Genomic DNA, 21,094 nt, shown 5'->3' on the forward strand with positions numbered 1-21,094 from the left:
AGTTCAATATATCAAATTTTAGATTTCGAATAACTCGATTTCTTTTGATTCAGCAGTTAATTTAACAATCGCTTTACGACGTTTGTTAGTGTAGCCACCAAATTTACCAACGCGCTTGAACTTACCTTTGTAGTTCATTACGTTTACTTTCTCAACTTTAACGCCGAAGATTTCTTCAACTGCGTGTTTTACTTGAGTTTTGTTAGCGCGAGTGTCTACTTCGAAAGTATACTTTTTCTCTGCCATAATTTCTGAAGAACGCTCAGTAATGACCGGACGTTTTAAGATATCACGTGCTTCCATTATCCAAGCACCTCCTCAACTTTTTTTACAGCATCTTGAGTGAATACAACTTTATCGTGACCTACTAAGTCTAATACGTTGATTCCTTCAGCTGTTAACACTGTAACACCAGGGATGTTACGAGCAGATAATGCTACGTTTTCATTTACTTCAGCAGTAACGAATAACGCTTTTTTGTTGATTTCTAATGCAGCAAGTACTGCTTTGAAATCTTTTGTTTTTGGTGCATCAATAGTTAATGCATCAAGAACTACTAATTTTTGTTCTAACACTTTAGCTGATAAAGCTGATTTAAGAGCTAAGCGACGAACTTTCTTTGGTAATTTGTAAGAGTAACTACGTGGAGTAGGACCGAATACAACACCACCACCACGCCATTGTGGAGAGCGGATCGAACCTTGACGTGCACGACCAGTCCCTTTTTGACGCCATGGCTTACGACCACCACCAGCAACTTCTGAACGGTTTTTAACTTTGTGATTACCTTGACGTAAAGATGCGCGTTGAGCAATAATTGCGTCGAATAATACAGCTTCGTTTGGCTCGATTCCGAAAATCGCATCGTTTAATTCGATTTCACCAATTGAAGCACCTGTTTGACTAAGTAAAGATACTTTTGTCATTCGAGTTTCCTCCTTTCTTTAAGAGAATTATTTTGATTTAATAGCAGTTTTCACTGTTACTAATGCTTTTTTAGAACCAGGGATATTACCTTTTACTAATAATAGGTTACGTTCAACATCAACCTTGATAACTTCAAGGTTTTGAATTGTTATAACAGTAGCACCCATTTGACCAGGTAATTTCTTTTGTTTGAATACGCGGTTCGGAGCAACTGGGCCCATTGAACCTGGACGACGGTGGTAACGAGAACCGTGGGACATAGGACCACGAGATTGACCATGACGTTTAATAACACCTTGGAAACCTTTACCCTTTGATACACCTGTTACATCGATTACATCGCCTTCAGCGAAAATTTCAACCTTGACTTCTTGACCAACTTCGTAAGCCGCTACATCTAGGTTGCGGAACTCACGGATGAAGCGCTTAGGGGCAGTGTTCGCTTTTGCTACGTGGCCTTGTGCTGGTTTGTTAGAAAGCTTAATACGCTTGTCTTCAAAACCAATTTGAACCGCTTCGTAGCCATCAGTTTCAACAGTTTTCTTTTGTAAAACTACGTTTGGAGTAGCTTCGATAACTGTTACCGGGATTAAATCACCGTTTTCAGCGAAAACTTGAGTCATACCAATTTTTCTACCTAAGATTCCTTTAGTCATTTGTCACACCTCCTGTTAATTTTAAGAAAAAGTTTTGTATATTTGTTTTTACCATTAAAGTTTGATTTCGATATCAACGCCAGATGGTAAATCAAGCTTCATTAACGCATCAACAGTTTGTGGTGTTGGGTTAACGATGTCGATAAGACGTTTGTGTGTGCGCATTTCAAATTGCTCACGAGAATCTTTGTACTTATGAACCGCACGTAAGATTGTATAAACAGATCTTTCAGTAGGTAGTGGAATCGGACCTGATACTCCAGCACCTGAACGTTTCGCAGTTTCAACGATTTTCTCAGCAGATTGATCTAAGATACGGTGATCATACGCCTTTAAACGAATACGAATTTTTTGTTTTGCCATTACTTTCCCTCCCTCTCGCCTATTTTCTAGACATTCTCCACGAAAATTTCTCCTACACACCGCCATGGCAAAGCGGCCGGGTGTGTCGGCAACCTCTCGCTTCATCGCAGTCAAAGACTAACATTAAACATTGTACACAATAAAAAAGAAATTTGCAAGTGGTTTAGCAAAATTCATTTTAAAATGTTTTATTCTTATTTACTACATTCGCTCTCTTTGAGCCGTTTATTAGTATATAAGATTATCATATCGAAATCAACCCAAACGATTCTAAATCTATATAATTTATTAATCAGCGCATTATCTCTTAAAACTTACTTGTGTTATTAAAAAAACATCACCCTCTAAACGTAGAAAGTGATGTATCTATATTATAGGAAGAAAACCACTGCTAACCACCCGAAAATGATTTGTGGGATATTATAAAATAGGAACGTGGGAACGCATGTATCCCAAATGTGATTATGCTGTCCGTCCACATTCAACCCTGCTGTTGGACCGAGCGTTGAGTCGGATGCAGGTGATCCTGCATCTCCAAGTACACCGGCTGTACCAATTAAACAAATAATTGCTAACTCACTTAAGCCAAGTTCCATTGCAAGCGGAACGAAAATGGCTGCAATGATTGGAATTGTAGCAAATGAAGAACCGATTCCCATCGTAACAATAAGCCCTACAACTAACATGGCAAATACAGTAATCGCTATATTTCCACCAAATAGATCCATTGCTCCCACTACAAGCTGTTCAACATCCCCCGTTGCATTAATTACAGCTGAAAAACCGTTTGCTGCAATCATAACGAAACCTACAAATGCCATCATACGCATGCCATCTGTTAATATTTCATCTGCTTCTTTTACCTTTAATGCCCCTGTAACATAGAGTATGCTAATCCCAACTAACGAACCGATAATCATTGAACCCGTTGGAATTTGAACTGCTAGTGAAGCGATTAAAGCAATTGCAGCAAATAAAATATTTCGCGGCTTTACATCCACTTTCGATTGTTCTTCCGTCTCTACTTCAATCATTTTATATTTACGTGGCTTACGATACACGACAAACGCCGCAACAAGTCCCACAACCATCCCTAACGCAACAATCATCATTGCCTTAGGAACATCAGAAAGTGCAATTTCCATGCCGGCTAAGCCCATCTGTGTCACGATAAGCTCCTGATATATTAAACCAAAGCCAAATGGTAAAAACATATACGGCATAATTAAACCAAATGTTAACGTACTCGCAATTAAACGACGATCAATTTCTAACATATTCATTAGCTTAATCATTGGCGGCACAATTAATGGAATAAAGGCGATATGCACTGGTATTACATTTTGCGACATAATTGCGAGTGCTAATAGCACAAAAATTATTAGCGCTTTCGCTAAACCTTTCTTTTGCGATTCTCCCTCACGCTGCACGATTTTTAAAATTAGCTGTACTAAAACTTCTGGAATACCTGTACGTGAGATTGCCAGTGCAAATCCACCAAGTAAGGCATAGCTAAGTGCAATCGTAGCACCTCCACCTAAACCGTCTACAAAGGCGTTTATCGTATCTTGTACATTCAATCCGCCTACTAGCCCACCTAAAATAGCCCCTACAGTTAGAGATAACACTACATTAATACGCATTAAACTTAATATAAGCATGATTCCTACCGCAACTAAAACTGCATTCATCTATTACACTTCACTTTCGTATGCTAAATCACTAATGTGATAAAGTATAATATTTCACCTACATGCTGTCAATGTAAAAAGACTGTCAATTCATATTAAATCGACAGTCCTTTTTATTATAATGACTCTTTAATTACTTTTTTATAATAACTAATAGAAAGCAATGCAAAAATTATATACAATACGATGTAAAGTCCCATTGTTATAAGTAGCGGTCTAACCAGCTCTGATCCGAATAAGAACCAACCGGATTTAACTGCAAAATAACTGTGCAACAAACCGATCGCTAGTGGTAAACCGAAATTAAACGCCTGCTTCATGTAAACTCCCCGTAAAATCTCCTGCTGTGTGAAACCGACTTTACGTAAAATGGTGTAAGCTTCGCGTTCTTCTTCTGCTTCAGTCATTTGCTTGAAATACAAAATACTCCCCGTCGCTACTAAAAAGGCTAACCCTAAAAATGCTGTCGTGAAAATGGTAACACCCATCATACCAATATAGTTCGTCCGCGATCCTTCCAAACTTGATTGATCACGCGTATTTAAGTGTAATTCACCCTTTTCATCTGCCTTATAAAATTCATTATGATTGGCACCCGTTTCTTTATAGAGCGTTTCTGCATGAGCTAAATCACCTCGGTCATTCAATGAAAGGGATGTTTGCTTATGCCAGACCGACATGTCTTTGTGCTGCACCAATTGCTCAAATAATGCATCTGACACGACTAATGCTGGCCCATTGCCAGCAACAATGCCACCAATTAAGTATTCATCCTTTATTTTCATTACCTCAACCGGATAGCTTTGGTCTCCAGCTTTCATCGTTACGTTCCCTGGTTCTAAAGGAAGCATTTCTGATAATAAATTATTATATCCCGTAATGATTGCTTCATTTCCTTTTAACTTCAATCCTGGATAACGTTTTGCATAGTCCGATAATGGCACAGCATGAATTTCCATGTCCATATTCCACATATCATTATTTTTCATATGCTCGGCAACTAATTCTTCAAGTGAAAACTCCATCTTTTGTAAACGTAAATCCACCGCATCATAATCAATTTCTTCTGCATCTAACGCGGCTAAAAATTCCTTCCCATTGTCATCATATAATGTGTAATCTGTTGGCGAGTCTGAAAATGCCTTTTCACCTGCAGAATAATACGAAATATAAGAAAGTATTGAAATCGCAAGAGATACTGCTGTTAGTATTGTAATTAATGTTAGTGACTTCGCGTTCCCTTTCATACGGTGCATAATAGGTGTTAATGCAAGTACATCAACAGGTGATAAATGCCCGTTTTTCTTCATTCGCATTAAATTCAACACGAAGGCTATAGAAAAACGAAACACAAAAAACGTGCCGCCAATCGTTGTCGCTAAAATGATCATCATGTTTAAAAATAACTGATTTGCAGAATCCTCCGAGAAAAGCTGTGTGGATGCGTAATAGCCGTAACTAATCAATCCAATCCCAATAGCGCCCATCATCATTTGTAGTGGGCTAACGCGTTTCACACGTTCGTCAGCTTGTTTTGAAGCGGTGAAAAGCGATAATAACGATACACGGCGAATCATAAAGGCCATCTGTACTAAAATAATAGCTAATAAAATCGCAAACAGCAGCACCGTTTGTTTTACTGCTTCCATACTAAATGACATTGCCACCACGGTATCTTGCTCTAGGATTTTCAATAATAACATCGCAAAAATCCGTGAGCTTAAAAACCCAAATAACATACCAACGATCACTGCACCAACGAACAAGACAATATTTTCGAGTGCAATAAGACGAATAATTAATCCTTTCGTCATTCCAATTAATTGATACAGCCCGATTTCCTTACTTCGACGCTTCATAAATAAATGATTTGCATAAAGTACGAATAATAAGACGATAAAATACAAAATGTACGTTGCCGCTTTTAAACCAGCTGCGGCAGATCCGCTATTCGCTGCCGTCTGCATAACCGACTCATTATATTGCAATGTCACAAATGAAAAATATAGAGTGACACTAAAAATTAGGGCAAAAAAGTATAAATAATAATGTTTGATATTTTTCAACATGCTTTTAAAAACTAACTGATTAAGCTTCATGACCGTCACCACCTAGCACACTTTGCGTATGCAAAATTTGCTGGAAAAAGTCATTGCGGCTTTTTTCACCTTTATATAACTCCGTATACAGCTGCCCGTCTTTTAAAAACAATACACGCGAACAAAAACTTGCGGCCACTGCATCATGTGTTACCATCATAATCGTCACATTCTTTTGTTCATTAATTTTTACTAAATTACTCAGTAACGCTGTTGCTGACTTCGAATCTAATGCCCCAGTTGGCTCATCCGCAAATACGATTGATGGATTAGAAATAAGTGCACGCGCCGCAGAAGTTCGTTGCTTTTGACCACCTGAAATTTCATTCGGGTATTTATTCGCAATATCTTCAATCATTAATATTTTCACAAGCTCTGCAAATCGTGCCTCTGCTGCTGCTTTTGGTATTTTTGTAATGGATAGTGGCAGTAAAATATTTTCTTTTACTGTTAATGTATCAAGTAAATTATAGTCTTGAAAAATAAAACCTAATTGATCTCGACGGAATTTCGCTAAATCACGCTCTTTCATTTTTTGTAATTGTTGCCCGTCAATTTCTACAAGCCCTTCTGTTACACGGTCAATGGAACATAGAACATTTAAAAGTGTCGTCTTACCCGATCCTGAAGAACCCATAATCCCAACAAATTCACCTTTTTCTACTTCTAAGTCAATGCCCTTTAATACTTCATAGGCCATCTGTTTCTTACCATATGTCTTTTTAATTTTGCGTCCAATTAAAATACTCATCTTTGTGCTCCCTTCAGCTTCCTTATGCCCTTAATTGTACAAGGTTCATACGCATTAATCGTTTGATTTGCATGACAAAAAGAAACGGTACATGACAATTCCGTCACATACCGTAAAGTTTCGTGTATTCATTTTGTTCAGGAAACACTAGCGTAACAGTTGAGCCTTCATTGACTTTCGAATTTACCGATAGCTTTATACCGATTTTTGTTGCAGCATTTCGTGCTAAATACAGTCCCATCCCTGTTGCAGCTGTTGATTCTCTCCCAACGGAACCCGTATACGACTTCCGGAAAATGCGCGGTAAATCCTCTGGTGCAATTCCTATCCCGCTATCTTGTATATGTAATGCCCAATTCTCTTGTTGCTGAGACATAAAAATATGCACTTCCGAGTTCTCATGACTATATTTTACTGAGTTTGATAAAATTTGACGCAAAATAAACGCTAGCCATTTCGCATCCGTTACGATTTCTAGCTCCAACTCTTCTACTTCAAAACCAATCCCCTTTTCCATACACCAAGCTTTCAACGAACGAATTTCATTAGAAATTACTTTGTGTAGTTCCACACGCTCTAAACGATTATCCTGTTCCATCGTTTGGAGCCGTGTTTGATGAAGCTGTTGGTCAACAAGCATATAGAGACGAAGCCATTCATGCTCAAGGCGCGTTTGTAGCTTCCCATCTTCTACATGCTCAATCATAATTTTCATCGCAGTTAAAGGTGTTTTCACTTCATGTACCCATGCAAGCAAATCATCGCGTTCCTCTAATACTTGAATTTTCATCTGATTGAGCTCATTTGTTTGATGTGCATATTCTTGTTGAAAACGATCCACTAAAAGTGACATATAGGGGCTCTGCATACGGTCTAAGTCTTCGAAATTTTGATTTTCCATTCTTTTTAAATGCGACCAATCCTTTAAAAAACGCCAGCCAACAAAAAGGAAGAATAGCACGCTATATACACTATTTAAATACAGTATCGACACATGATAAAGCCCACTATCCAGTACGAGCAAACCATTCAAACTAATTAATGATAAAACGTAAAACAGAAACCACTGTGCATGTTCCTTTAAAAATAGCCAGATCATAAAGTAACCGCCATATATCCAAGCCCTTTTTTCGTTAAAATGACCTCTTCTAATCCGATTTCCTCCAACCGTTGACGTAAACGATTCACGTTCACTGTTAGCGTATTGTCATTGACGAAACGCTCATCATCCCAAAGTTTGCGCATTAATTCGTCGCGTGACACGATTTTATCCGCTTGAGATAACAGAACACGCAATATAAAAAGCTCATTTTTTGTTAACGCCATTTTTTCGCCGTTCAAGCTGACTTCACTTCGACTATAATCTACTTGCGCTCCGTTCCATTGGATGATTTCTGGTGCCTGCTCTTGATACGTATATGTTCGTCTTAACAGTGCCTGTACTTTCGCAATCAATACTTCCATATGGAAAGGCTTTTGTACAAAATCATCCGCCCCCATTTGCATCGCCATCACCATATCCATCGGATGATCACGTGAGGATAGAAAGATGATTGGTACTTTTGATACGAAGCGAATTTCTCGACACCAATGAAAGCCGTCATATGCTGGTAATTGAATATCGATTAAAACAAGCTCAGGCTGTTCTTTTTCAAATGTATCCATTACTTGTTGAAAGTCTTCAGGACCTACTACATCAATATCCCATTGCGAAAAACGCTCACGTATTAACTCAAAAATTGATGGATCGTCTTCTATTAGCATGATCTTCAAGTTTATCCACTCCTTTAAATGCTATTATATTATACACGAACGGCAAACTTACAACTATTTCCATCATTTTAGCTTGGCACAATTCAAAATCTGTGGCAACCGCCAGATGCTTTGTTTGATATAATGAATTCAAACGTTCGTATAGGAGGTTTGAATTCATGGATATCCGCCAAATTGAATATTTTGTTGAAGTTGCCAAACAATCAAGCTTTACGAAAGCCGCCACCATATTGCACGTATCACAACCTTCCATTAGTAAAGCGATTCAAAATTTAGAATCTGAACTTGGTGTACCGCTATTTTACCGTTCATCAAAGCAATTGGAGTTAACGGACGCTGGACACGCTGTTTTAGTAAATGCCTTACAAGTACTGGAGTCTTTCCATAACCTACGCTCCGAATTAACTGATTTAATGGAATTAAAAAAGGGGCAAATCCGAATTGGTATTCCTCCAATTGTCGGGGCAGAATTTTTTTCGAAATTAATTAGCTATTACAAAGAAAAATATCCATACATTGAAATTTTATTAACTGAAGTGGGCACAAAACGCATCCGACAGGGGATTGAAGCTGGGGAACTAGATATCGGCTTAGTATGTAGCGTTTGCTCGACGAATGAACAATTAGAAACCATTCGATTTGTAAAAGATCCACTTGTATTAATTGTTCATCATGACCACCCACTAGCGAAGCAGGAATTTATTGAACTGTCCGATTTACAATCCGAAGCATTTATCATTTACCGCAATGATTTCATTTTATATGATCGTATTATTGAAGAATGCTCAAAATCCGGCTATTTCCCAACAATTGTTTGTGAAACATCTCAAAAAGATTTATTTATCGAGATGGTGCAAGCTAAGCTCGGCATCGCGTTACTCCCGCAAAAGATTGCTGAAAAGATTACATATGACACGATTAAGACCATTCCTTTAAAAGAGCAAGTCATTCATTTAGAGCTCGGCATTACGTGGAAGAAAAATAAATACTTACCGTTTGCTGTTCGTGAATTTATAGAACTCGCACGTGATTTTATGCCTAAGTAAACTAAACAGCATTCTAAACAAAATAAAAGGCGACTTTGATTAACTATAATCAAAGTCACCCCTTATTAGATTACGCGTTCACTTTTTGAGCAAATTTCGCTTTTGCTTCTAAACGTTTTTTGTGTAAAATTGGCTCTGTATATCCACTTGGCTGTTCATATCCTTTGAACACTAAATCACAAGCCGCTTGGAATGCTACAGATTCAACAAAATTCGCTGCCATTGCAACATATTCTTGATCATCTGCATTTTGCGTATCTACTACTTTCGCCATGCGCTCCATCGTTTCCTGCACTTGCTCTTCTGTACAAATCCCGTGATGTAACCAGTTTGCTACGTGTTGACTTGAAATACGTAATGTCGCGCGGTCCTCCATTAAACCGATATTGTTAATGTCCGGAACTTTCGAACATCCTACACCATGCTCTACCCAGCGCACAACATAACCTAAAATCCCTTGTGCATTATTATCTAGCTCTTGTTGAATCTCTTCCGGCGTCCAGTCTGTTGATGGAGCTAGAGGAATTTGCAAAATCGCATCTTGTAAATCCTCTGAAGTCGGCATTCCTTTTTGAACTTCTTTTACATTTACTTCATGATAATGCATTGCATGTAACGTCGCTGCTGTTGGAGATGGTACCCATGCCGTATTTGCTCCTGCTTGTGGATGCGCAATTTTTTGCTTCAGCATTTCCGCCATTAAATCCGGCATTGCCCACATCCCTTTTCCAATTTGGGCACGCCCTTGTAAGCCTGCATCTAAACCGACTACAACATTCGACTTTTCATATGCCGCTAACCAAGTCGACGTTTTCATTTCACCTTTACGAACCATTGGACCTGCTTCCATTGATGTATGAATTTCGTCCCCTGTGCGGTCTAAGAATCCTGTATTAATAAATACAATACGTTCCTTAACCTCTTGAATACACGCTTTTAAGTTAAGCGATGTACGGCGTTCTTCATCCATTACACCTATTTTTAATGTATTACGACTTACACCAATGATATCTTCTACACGTCCAAATAATTTATTGGCAAATGCCACTTCTTTTGAGCCATGCATTTTCGGTTTTACGATGTAAACAGAGCCCTTTTGTGAATTTTTGTATTGTCCGTTACCAAGCAACTCATGTTTTGCAATTAAACTTGTAATCACACCATCCATAATTCCTTCAGGCACTTCTTGGCCACCCTTATATAAAATCGCTGGGTTCGTCATTAAGTGGCCTACATTACGTATAAACATTAATGAACGTCCATTAATTGTCACAGTCCCACCAGTTGGGCTTGTATATACTCGGTCTGGATTTAATGTACGTGTTAACGTTTTTGATCCTTTTGCAAATGTAGCTGTTAAGTCGCCCTTCATTAAACCTAACCAGTTTGAATACACTTCAACTTTATCTTCTGCATCAACAGCAGCTATGGAATCTTCACAGTCCATAATTGTCGAAATAGCTGATTCTAAAACAACATCTTTCACACCCGCTGCATCATCCTTACCAATTGCATCAAGGCGATCGATTTGAATTTCTACATGTAAATCATTATTTTTAAGTACTACAGCAGTTGGTTCTGCCGCTTCCCCTAAATAGCCAACTAATTTTCCTTCTTGAACTAAACCTGTCGTTTGTCCGTTTGATAACTTCGCTTGTAATAAGCCATCAACAATCGCATAGTTCACAACATCTTTGTGAGTTGCACCTTGTAATTCAGCCGCTTGATCTAAAAGTTGTTTCGAATACTCGATTACTTTGCCACCACGAACCGGGTTATAGCCTTTACCTGCTTCAGCTCCGTCTTCATTACTAATAACATCTGTTCCGTAAAGTGCATCATATAAACTTCCCCAACGCGCATTTGCCGCATTAATTGCATAACGTGCATTGCTTACTGGTACAACTAATTGTGGCCCCGCTTGGAATGCAATTTCTGTATCTACATTTTCAGTGGTCACTTTAAAAGGCGCTACTTTCGGCTCTAAATAACCGATTCCCTCTAAATAAGCTTTATATGCGGTAAAATCAAAATTCCCCTTATTTTCCTTATGCCACTCATTTATTGCCTCTTGTAATGAATCTCGTTCTGCTAATAGCGCTTGATTTTCCGGTGCTAAGTCATGAATCAGTTGATCAAAGCCCTCCCAAAATACTACTTGTTCTACCTCACTACCTGGTAGTACTTGCCCGTTAATAAAATCGTATAAAGTTGATGATACTTGTAAATTCCCCACTTGTACATATGTTGACATGAACAATATCCCCCTTGAACATCTTTATTTGGTATTAGCTGGACAAAACAAAGTCCCATTTTCATGTGGACCGCAATAAATTACAAATTCGTTCATCCACTTAGAAAAGAAATCCCCTCTTCTTGTTTATTATTATAATTCTATAAGGGTATATAAATGAAATACATATTTCGCATAATCATTATGCCCTTTAACTATATCGCTTCATTAAAATAGATGCTTCTACATGACGTTACTTATAATATCTCGTATAATAGAATAAGAATTACACATTAGAGGTGACATCTTGCAAATATCCATTTTATTAGTTGTACTCTTTTCTGTCTTTGCAGTCTTTAAAATGTTGAATCATCGCAAACAATTAAAAGGGCTTCCAATAAACAAAGTAATCTTTGGTTTCATTACGTATGTAGGCATTTATTCTGTAAGTCTTGGGTTGATCGCACAGATATTTGATTGGCTTTTAGTACTTGATTTAAACAAGTATTTTAAATGGGGCATGTCGATCATAATCGTTATAGCCACGATTATTAGTATTAGCCGAATTTTAAATAGATTGCTCCCGGAGAAGTTAAAAAAGATTTTTATATAAAATCCAACTAATTTTCCCATACGAGTAAAAAGGCATTTTGAAATTAATCAAAATGCCTTTTTACTCTATTTTATAATTCGTGACGTCTAAGTATAATTGCTTAAAACATTGATTTGTACTAAAAATAAATAGTAAAAACCCCCTACAAGCGTCCAAGTAGGGGGTTTTTACTATTAGCATAAGCTAAAATTATTTTTGGATTGAAGCAACAACGCCGGCACCAACAGTACGTCCACCCTCACGGATAGAGAACTTTGTACCTTCTTCAAGAGCGATTGGAGAGATAAGCTCAACAGTCATCTCGATGTTGTCACCAGGCATTACCATTTCAACGCCTTCTGGTAAGTTACAGATACCTGTTACGTCAGTTGTACGGAAGTAGAACTGAGGACGGTAGTTAGTGAAGAATGGCGTATGACGGCCACCCTCTTCTTTAGATAAAACATAAACTTCAGCTTTGAAGTTTGTGTGTGGAGTGATTGAGCCTGGTTTAGCTAATACTTGACCACGTTGGATTTCTTCACGAGCTACACCACGTAGTAATGCACCAATGTTGTCACCAGCTTCAGCAAAGTCTAATAATTTACGGAACATTTCAACACCAGTTACTGTTGTTTGTTTCGCTTCTTCAGTAATACCAACGATTTCAACTACTTCGCCGACTTTAACTTGACCACGTTCAACACGGCCAGTTGCTACTGTACCACGACCAGTGATAGAGAATACGTCCTCGATTGGCATCATGAATGGTTTGTCAGTTTGACGTTCTGGAGTTGGGATGTAAGAATCTACAGCGTCCATTAATTCAACGATTTTTTCTTCCCACTCAGGCTCGCCTTCTAATGCTTTAAGAGCTGAACCTTTGATTACTGGAATATCGTCGCCTGGGAAGTCATATTCAGATAGTAGGTCACGGATTTCCATCTCTACTAATTCTAATAATTCTTCGTCATCAACCATATCACATTTGTTCATGAATACTACTAAGTATGGAACACCTACTTGACGAGATAAAAGGATGTGTTCACGAGTTTGTGGCATTGGACCATCAGCAGCAGATACTACTAAGATACCGCCATCCATTTGAGCAGCGCCTGTGATCATGTTTTTAACATAGTCGGCGTGTCCTGGGCAGTCTACGTGTGCGTAGTGACGAGTATCAGTTTCATATTCTACGTGAGAAGTATTGATTGTAATACCACGCTCTTTTTCTTCTGGTGCGTTGTCGATATCAGCATATGATTTCGCATCCCCACCCATTTTTTTAGAAAGAACTGTAGCGATTGCAGCAGTTAAAGTTGTTTTACCATGGTCAACGTGTCCGATTGTACCAACGTTAGCATGGGTTTTTGAACGGTCAAATTTTTCTTTAGCCATTAGAAAATGCCTCCTCAAATATATGTTTGGTTTTTTATTCTAAGATCGCTGACTACAAAAGGGGCCCCAATCGTAATCAGTCAATCATAGCTTACAAATTATTTATACTTCATGCAAGATGAAAATTCAATTATTCACCTTTATTTTTTTTGATAATATCTTCAGAAATTGATTTTGGTACTTCTTCATAATGATCAAATGTCATTGAGAATACACCGCGACCTTGAGTTGCTGAACGTAAAGTTGTTGCATATCCGAACATTTCAGATAGTGGCACCATTGCGCGTACTACTTGTGAGTTACCACGAGCATCCATACCCTCTACGCGTCCGCGACGAGCAGTAATGTTACCCATAATATCACCAAGGTACTCTTCTGGCATTACAACTTCAACTTTCATCATTGGCTCTAAAATAACTGCGTTACATCTCTTCGCAGCTTCTTTAAGTGCCATAGATGCAGCAATTTTAAACGCCATCTCATTCGAGTCAACGTCATGGTAAGAACCGAATACTAATTTTGCTTTAATATCGATAAGTGGGTAACCAGCTACTACACCGCGATCTAAAGAATCACGTAAACCAGCTTCTACAGCAGGAATGTATTCACGAGGTACAACACCACCAACGATAGCGTTTTCGAATTCAAAGCCTTTACCCTCTTCGTTTGGAGAGAACTCGATCGTTACGTCACCGTATTGACCGCGACCACCAGATTGACGAGTAAATTTACCTTGAACTTTAGCAGAGTCACGGAATGTCTCACGGTAAGATACCATTGGAGCACCTACGTTAGCTTCTACTTTAAATTCACGGCGCATACGGTCAACTAAGATATCAAGGTGAAGCTCACCCATACCTGAGATGATTGTTTGTCCAGTTTCTGTGTCAGTGTGAGCACGGAAAGTTGGATCCTCTTCTTGAAGTTTTTGTAAAGCTTGACCCATTTTATCTTGGTCAGCTTTAGATTTTGGTTCTACAGAAAGTGAAATTACTGGCTCAGGGAAGTCCATTGATTCAAGAATAACTAGGTTTTTCTCGTCACATAATGTATCACCAGTTGTAGTATCTTTAAGACCTACAGCTGCTGCGATATCCCCAGCGAATACTTTCGCAATTTCTTCACGAGAGTTAGCGTGCATTTGTAGGATACGACCTACACGTTCACGTTTACCTTTAGAAGAGTTTTGTACGTATGAACCAGCATCTAATGTACCAGAATATACGCGGAAGAATGTTAATTTACCTACGAAAGGATCTGTCATAACTTTGAATGCAAGAGCTGAGAATGGCTCATCATCAGAAGAATGGCGGATAACTTCCTCTTCACCATCAATGTCAGTACCGTTAATCGCTGGTACGTCAGTTGGTGCTGGTAAGTAATCAACTGCTGCGTCTAGCATTTTACGAACACCTTTGTGTTTGAATGCTGTACCGCATAATACAGGATAGAATTCAACTGCAATCGTCGCTTTACGGATAGCCGCTTTAAGCTCCGGAATAGTGATTTCTTCACCTTCAAGATATTTTTCCATAAGTTCTTCATCAACACTTGCAACAGCGTCAATTAATTTCTCACGGTATTCTTCAGCTTGCGCTAAATGTTCTGCCGGAATTTCGCCTTCAGTAACTGCTGTACCTTCTTCGTTTCCGTAGAATGTAGCTTTCATTTCTACTAAATCGATAATTGCAGAGAATTGATCCTCAGCCCCGATTGGTAGTTGGATTGGGTGAGCGTTTGCTTGTAAACGATCATGTAACGTTCCTAAAGAATATAAGAAGTCTGCTCCCATTTTATCCATTTTGTTAATAAATACGATACGTGGTACACCGTATGTTGTAGCTTGACGCCATACAGTTTCTGTTTGAGGCTCAACACCAGATTGAGCATCAAGTACAGTTACAGCACCATCAAGTACACGTAAAGAACGTTCAACTTCTACAGTGAAGTCTACGTGTCCAGGAGTATCGATAATGTTAATACGGTGGTTATTCCATTGAGCTGTTGTTGCAGCAGAAGTAATCGTGATACCACGCTCTTGTTCTTGCTCCATCCAGTCCATTTGTGAACCGCCGTCATGTGTTTCGCCGATTTTGTGAATCTTACCAGTGTAATAAAGGATACGCTCTGTTGTTGTTGTTTTACCAGCATCAATGTGAGCCATAATCCCAATATTACGAGTATTCTCTAGAGAGAATTCGCGTTTCATAGGAAATTTCTCCTTCCATATTGGGTTAACTGTATAAGTAAAATTTAAGCTCTAGTTACCTAGAGCTTAAAACATATTACCAGCGATAGTGAGCGAATGCTTTGTTAGCTTCCGCCATTTTGTGCATATCTTCACGTTTTTTAACAGAAGCACCAGTATTGTTAGATGCATCTAAAATTTCGTTAGCTAAACGCTCTTCCATAGTTTTCTCACCGCGTAGACGAGAGTAGTTAACTAGGTAGCGTAGACCTAAAGTTGAACGACGTTCTGGACGTACTTCAACCGGTACTTGGTAGTTAGAACCACCAACACGGCGAGCGCGTACTTCAAGAACTGGCATTACATTGTTTAATGCTGATTCAAATACTTCTAAAGCATTTTGACCTGAACGCTCTTGAACTAATTCGAAAGCGCCGTATAAAATCTTTTGAGAAGTACCTCTTTTACCATCAACCATTAATTTATTGATTAAACGAGTTACTAGCTTTGAGTTATAAAGTGGATCTGGTAACACGTCACGTTTGGAAACAGGACCTTTACGAGGCATGTGTTTTCCTCCTTTCGAATAGTGATTACATATTTTAAGTTAAATTATTTTTTTTCTTTCGGGCGTTTAGTACCGTATTTAGAACGAGATTGTAAACGACCGTTAACGCCAGCTGTATCTAGTGCACCACGAACGATATGGTAACGTACTCCAGCTAAGTCTTTTACGCGTCCTCCACGGATAAGTACAACACTGTGTTCTTGTAGATTGTGACCTTCTCCTGGGATATATGCTGTAACCTCAAGTAGGTTAGATAAGCGTACACGCGCATATTTACGTAAAGCCGAGTTCGGTTTACGTGGTGTCATTGTACCAACACGAGTACAAACTCCGCGTTTTTGTGGAGATTTAACGTTAGTTAAAGACTTCTTAAATGAGTTATATCCCTTGTTTAACGCTGGAGATTTTGATTTCGTGTTTTTAGATTGACGAGGCTTACGTACTAATTGATTAATTGTAGGCATCGATTTGTCCTCCCTTCATTTTTTCGTTTTTTCAATACCACACATCCAGGTGGTTCATTTTTTGGGTAAAAACAAAGTCTTTGTGCATATATACACACAAAAACTACATCGCAGTAATCGCAACAACCGCAGCTCTAACATGAATGCCGCAAGCTTTATCAAGTTCTTTTTTTGAATTAACAAGATAAACTGGTATTCCGATTTCTTTCGCGAGAAGAATGGCCGGATCGGTTACCCAATTGTCTGCATTAATTGCAACAAAAGAGCTGTTACTTGTCCAGCATGCATTGCTTTCACTGCTTGCTTTATACCTATGATTGTTTGACTAGTCTATTTTACTTATTCATAAAACATTTGCATGTTCTCCTAAGTACAGACAGTTAACTATCAACCTTCAATATATTATCATTTCAAACTTACACTGTCAACCAATATCATTAAAGAATATCTGTTCTTTTCAAACATTATAAATGGACAGTTATTTTTAGAAAAACTCCGGCAGAAGGATTATCTTCTACCGGAATTAAATATGTTGAAAGTCTGTTACTCAGTTACTGTTACTTCTTCTTTACCCTCTTGCTCCATACGGATTTGACGGTAACGTTGCATACCAGTACCTGCCGGAACAAGTTTACCGATAATTACGTTTTCTTTCAGACCTAGAAGTTCATCACGCTTACCTTTAATTGCAGCATCCGTTAACACACGCGTTGTTTCTTGGAATGATGCAGCCGATAAGAATGATTCTGTTTCTAGAGAAGCTTTTGTAATACCTAAAATGACAGGACGACAAGTTGCCGGGTTTTTGCCTTTTAAAACAGACTCAGCATTTGCTTCAGAGAATTGGTGAATATCTAGTAATGAACCTGGTAATAAATCTGTATCACCCGCTTCGATTACACGAACTTTACGAAGCATTTGGCGTACCATTACTTCGATATGCTTATCACCGATTTCTACCCCTTGCATACGGTATACTTTTTGTACTTCTTTTAACAGATATTCTTGAACTGTCGATACGTCTTTTACTTTTAGTAATTGTTTCGGATCGATAGAACCTTCTGTTAATGTTTGACCAGGGATAATCGTGTCGCCTTCTTGCACTTTTAATCGTGCATTGTATGGCGATTGATATTTACGTGTTTCCACGTCACCTTGGACAGTAATTTCTTTCAGACCTTCACGAATTTCTTCGATTTCAACAACCGTACCTGAGATTTCCGAAATAACGGATTGACCTTTAGGATTACGCGCTTCAAAAATCTCTTGAATACGTGGAAGACCTTGTGTGATATCGTTACCGGCTACCCCACCTGTATGGAATGTACGCATCGTTAACTGTGTACCTGGCTCACCAATTGATTGCGCAGCGATAATACCAACTGCCTCACCAACTTCTACGCCTTCACCAGTTGCTAAGTTCATACCATAACATTTTTTACATACGCCATGTTTTGTATTACATGTAAATGCCGAACGGATTGTTAATTCTTCAATTTTTGCATCTTCAATAACACGAGCAACATCTTGAGTGATTAAACCATCCGGTCCTAAAATAACGGCGCCTGTTTCTGGATGACGAATTGTTTTCTTCGCATAACGACCAACAATACGTTCGTCTAACGCTTCAATTACTTCGTTACCTTCCATTAGGGCTCCAATTAATAAACCACGATCTGTACCACAGTCGTCTTCACGAACGATTACATCTTGTGCAACGTCTACTAAACGACGCGTTAAGTAACCTGAATCGGCTGTTTTAAGTGCTGTATCGGCAAGACCTTTACGCGCACCATGGGTAGAGATGAAGTACTCTAATACTGTTAAACCTTCACGGAATGAAGACTTGATTGGTAACTCAATGATACGACCAGCCGGATTGGCCATCAGACCACGCATACCAGCTAACTGTGTAAAGTTTGATGCGTTACCACGGGCACCAGAGTCAGACATCATGAAGATTGGGTTTGTTTTTTGTAATGAGTTCATCAGCTTGCCTTGGATAATATCCTTAGCATTTGACCAACTTGAAATGACACGATCATAACGCTCTTCTTCTGTGATTAAACCACGGCGGAATTGCATCAATACCTTATCTACTTTTTCTTGTGCTTCTTCTAAGATACCACCTTTATCTGGTAACACCACGATATCGGATACCCCTACAGTAATACCAGCACGAGTAGAGTATTTGAAACCTAAGTCTTTCATGCGGTCAAGCATTTTAGATGTTTCTGTAATATGGAATTCTTTAAACACTTCAGCAATTACATTTCCTAAGAATTTCTTACGGAAAGGATCGATAACTGGTACATTTGTGAAATGCTTCGCTAATACTGCACGACGTTGTGCTTGGATTTGCTCTTCTTCAGATAAATCTGAATAGCCCTCAGTTGCTTCGATTTCCTTCAGTAATTCTTCAGTAATTGTTAAATCAACGAAATACTTCTCAGGTGTTTTTTGCTCTAAGTTAACATTTGTCGGCTCATTAATATATGGGAATGAGCGTGGTAAAATTTCATTAAAGATTACTTTACCTACTGTTGTTAATAAGAACAATTTATTTTGCTCTTCAGTAAATGTTGGATTGTTTAAAGAGTTTGCTTTTATTGCAATACGTGAATGTAAGTGAACATGCCCATTTTGATATGCAATTAACACTTCATTCGCGTCGCTGAAGATTGAACCTTCACCAACTGAATTTTCACGCTCAAGCGTTAAGTAGTAGTTACCTAATACCATATCCTGAGATGGTGTTACTACTGGCTTACCATCTTTCGGGTTTAAGATATTTTGAGCAGCTAACATTAATAATCGTGCTTCCGCTTGTGCTTCTGCTGATAATGGTACGTGAACCGCCATTTGGTCACCATCGAAGTCAGCGTTATAAGCTGTACATACTAATGGGTGAAGACGAATTGCACGACCTTCTACTAATGTAGGTTCAAACGCTTGGATACCAAGACGGTGAAGTGTCGGTGCACGGTTAAGTAATACCGGATGCTCACGAATCACATCTTCTAAAACATCCCACACTTCATTGTGTAAACGCTCAATTTTACGTTTTGCACTCTTAATGTTATGAGCAAGGCCACGTTCTACTAATTCTTTCATTACGAAAGGCTTGAATAGTTCGATTGCCATTTCTTTCGGAAGACCACATTGGTACATTTTTAAATTTGGACCTACTACGATAACCGAACGACCAGAATAGTCTACACGTTTACCAAGTAAGTTTTGACGGAAACGACCTTGTTTCCCTTTCAACATATGTGAAAGTGATTTTAAAGGACGGTTACCAGGACCAGTTACCGGACGACCACGACGACCATTGTCGATTAGGGCATCTACTGCTTCTTGTAACATACGTTTTTCGTTTTGTACGATGATGCTTGGAGCACCAAGGTCAAGTAAACGTTTTAAACGGTTATTACGGTTAATAACACGACGATAAAGGTCATTTAAGTCTGAAGTTGCAAAACGACCACCATCTAATTGCACCATTGGACGAAGCTCTGGTGGAATTACTGGAAGTACGTCTAAAATCATCCATTCTGGTTTGTTACCAGAGTTACGGAATGATTCGATTACTTCTAAACGTTTAATCGCACGCGTACGACGTTGACCTTGTGCAGATTTAAGCTCTTCTTTTAGAGATGCTGTTTCATCTTCAAGATCGATTTTTTCTAATAGGCGTTTAATTGCTTCTGCACCCATTGCCGCTTCAAAATCTTTACCAAATTTTTCGCGATATGCACGGTATTCTTTCTCAGAAAGCAAGTCTTTGAAACCTAAAGAAGTTTGACCTGGCTCAATCACAACATAAGAAGCGAAGTAAATTACTTCTTCTAATGCACGAGGAGACATGTCTAAAAGTAGACCCATACGGCTTGGAATTCCTTTGAAATACCAAATATGAGATACAGGTGCTGCAAGTTCGATGTGTCCTTGACGTTCACGACGTACTTTCGAACGCGTTACTTCAACTCCACAACGATCACAAACTACGCCTTTATAACGAACGCGTTTGTATTTACCACAGTGACATTCCCAGTCTTTTGTTGGTCCGAAAATACGTTCACAGAATAGACCATCTTTTTCTGGTTTTAATGTACGGTAGTTAATTGTTTCTGGTTTTTTTACCTCACCATATGACCAAGAACGGATCTTGTCAGGAGAAGCTAAACCAATTTTCATATATTCAAATTCATTAACATCGATCAAGGAGCCTACCTCCCTTAAGTTATAAGTCTTTAAATGACTTTATTTGTAGCTCGGAAATTGCAATATTTCATATTAGGCCATAATGAAATTTGCCTTTATATATTACCACTTATAAAAAAGA

18 protein-coding genes are annotated in these 21,094 nt (G+C 38.6%); 2 read left to right on the top strand and 16 right to left on the bottom strand.

Annotated elements, in window-relative coordinates:
* Positions 1-18 precede the first annotated feature (18 nt).
* The 9 genes from rplW to ACQKIH_RS10475 form a co-directional block, all read right to left on the bottom strand.
* Positions 19-303, bottom strand: coding sequence for a 50S ribosomal protein L23 (gene rplW, locus ACQKIH_RS10435; protein WP_057986293.1), 285 nt, complete (start codon positions 301-303; stop codon positions 19-21).
* Positions 303-926, bottom strand: a complete 624-nt coding sequence (gene rplD / locus ACQKIH_RS10440; protein WP_057986294.1) for a 50S ribosomal protein L4 — start codon at positions 924-926, stop codon at positions 303-305. The genes rplW and rplD overlap by 1 nt, the downstream gene beginning before the upstream one ends.
* Positions 927-953: 27 nt before the next feature.
* Entirely contained in the window at positions 954-1,583 is a 630-nt protein-coding gene (gene rplC, locus ACQKIH_RS10445; RefSeq protein ID WP_427765738.1) for a 50S ribosomal protein L3, read from the bottom strand.
* 54 nt (positions 1,584-1,637) lie between these two features.
* Complete coding sequence (gene rpsJ / locus ACQKIH_RS10450) at positions 1,638-1,946, bottom strand: 30S ribosomal protein S10 (protein WP_008406970.1); 309 nt, start codon at positions 1,944-1,946, stop codon at positions 1,638-1,640.
* A gap of 371 nt (positions 1,947-2,317) precedes the next feature.
* Positions 2,318-3,637, bottom strand: coding sequence for a Na+/H+ antiporter family protein (locus ACQKIH_RS10455; RefSeq protein ID WP_427765740.1), 1,320 nt, complete (start codon positions 3,635-3,637; stop codon positions 2,318-2,320).
* 116 nt (positions 3,638-3,753) lie between these two features.
* Positions 3,754-5,736, bottom strand: coding sequence for an FtsX-like permease family protein (locus ACQKIH_RS10460; protein ID WP_427765742.1), 1,983 nt, complete (start codon positions 5,734-5,736; stop codon positions 3,754-3,756).
* Positions 5,726-6,487 (bottom strand): ABC transporter ATP-binding protein, encoded by a 762-nt coding sequence (locus tag ACQKIH_RS10465; RefSeq protein WP_427765745.1) that lies wholly within the window; start codon positions 6,485-6,487, stop codon positions 5,726-5,728. The genes ACQKIH_RS10460 and ACQKIH_RS10465 overlap by 11 nt, the downstream gene beginning before the upstream one ends.
* A 103-nt stretch (positions 6,488-6,590) precedes the next feature.
* Positions 6,591-7,586 (bottom strand): sensor histidine kinase, encoded by a 996-nt coding sequence (locus ACQKIH_RS10470; protein WP_427765748.1) that lies wholly within the window; start codon positions 7,584-7,586, stop codon positions 6,591-6,593.
* The gene (locus tag ACQKIH_RS10475; RefSeq protein ID WP_427765750.1) at positions 7,583-8,260 is read right to left on the bottom strand and encodes a response regulator transcription factor; all 678 of its coding nucleotides are present in this window, start codon (positions 8,258-8,260) and stop codon (positions 7,583-7,585) included. Before ACQKIH_RS10475 ends, ACQKIH_RS10470 begins: the two co-directional genes overlap by 4 nt.
* A gap of 158 nt (positions 8,261-8,418) precedes the next feature.
* Here ACQKIH_RS10475 and ACQKIH_RS10480 point away from each other — a divergent pair, with 158 nt between their 5' ends.
* Positions 8,419-9,306 (top strand): LysR family transcriptional regulator, encoded by an 888-nt coding sequence (locus ACQKIH_RS10480; protein WP_057986309.1) that lies wholly within the window; start codon positions 8,419-8,421, stop codon positions 9,304-9,306.
* 70 nt (positions 9,307-9,376) lie between these two features.
* Here the strand turns inward: ACQKIH_RS10480 and ACQKIH_RS10485 are convergent, their stop codons facing one another.
* Entirely contained in the window at positions 9,377-11,560 is a 2,184-nt protein-coding gene (locus ACQKIH_RS10485; protein WP_427765753.1) for a malate synthase G, read from the bottom strand.
* Between the two features lie 286 nt (positions 11,561-11,846).
* Between ACQKIH_RS10485 and ACQKIH_RS10490 the strand changes: the two genes are divergently transcribed.
* Positions 11,847-12,152, top strand: a complete 306-nt coding sequence (locus ACQKIH_RS10490) for a hypothetical protein (RefSeq protein WP_427765755.1) — start codon at positions 11,847-11,849, stop codon at positions 12,150-12,152.
* Positions 12,153-12,341: 189 nt separating this feature from the next.
* On the opposite strand, the gene tuf is transcribed toward ACQKIH_RS10490, so the two are convergent.
* The 6 genes from tuf to rpoC form a co-directional block, all read right to left on the bottom strand.
* Entirely contained in the window at positions 12,342-13,529 is a 1,188-nt protein-coding gene (gene tuf, locus ACQKIH_RS10495) for an elongation factor Tu (protein ID WP_057986315.1), read from the bottom strand.
* A 130-nt stretch (positions 13,530-13,659) separates the two neighbouring features.
* Positions 13,660-15,738 (bottom strand): elongation factor G, encoded by a 2,079-nt coding sequence (gene fusA, locus ACQKIH_RS10500; RefSeq protein ID WP_057986317.1) that lies wholly within the window; start codon positions 15,736-15,738, stop codon positions 13,660-13,662.
* A 76-nt stretch (positions 15,739-15,814) separates the two neighbouring features.
* Positions 15,815-16,285, bottom strand: a complete 471-nt coding sequence (gene rpsG / locus ACQKIH_RS10505) for a 30S ribosomal protein S7 (RefSeq protein WP_057986319.1) — start codon at positions 16,283-16,285, stop codon at positions 15,815-15,817.
* 44 nt (positions 16,286-16,329) lie between these two features.
* Positions 16,330-16,749, bottom strand: coding sequence for a 30S ribosomal protein S12 (gene rpsL / locus ACQKIH_RS10510; protein ID WP_057986321.1), 420 nt, complete (start codon positions 16,747-16,749; stop codon positions 16,330-16,332).
* 103 nt (positions 16,750-16,852) lie between these two features.
* Complete coding sequence (locus ACQKIH_RS10515) at positions 16,853-17,002, bottom strand: ribosomal L7Ae/L30e/S12e/Gadd45 family protein (RefSeq protein WP_427765915.1); 150 nt, start codon at positions 17,000-17,002, stop codon at positions 16,853-16,855.
* A 290-nt stretch (positions 17,003-17,292) separates the two neighbouring features.
* On the bottom strand, positions 17,293-20,973 hold the full coding sequence (gene rpoC / locus ACQKIH_RS10520; protein ID WP_427765760.1) for a DNA-directed RNA polymerase subunit beta': 3,681 nt from the start codon (positions 20,971-20,973) through the stop codon (positions 17,293-17,295).
* Between the last annotated feature and the right edge of the window lie 121 nt (positions 20,974-21,094).

It is taken from the genome of Solibacillus cecembensis (assembly GCF_050272495.1).
Classification (GTDB): domain Bacteria; phylum Bacillota; class Bacilli; order Bacillales_A; family Planococcaceae; genus Solibacillus; species Solibacillus cecembensis.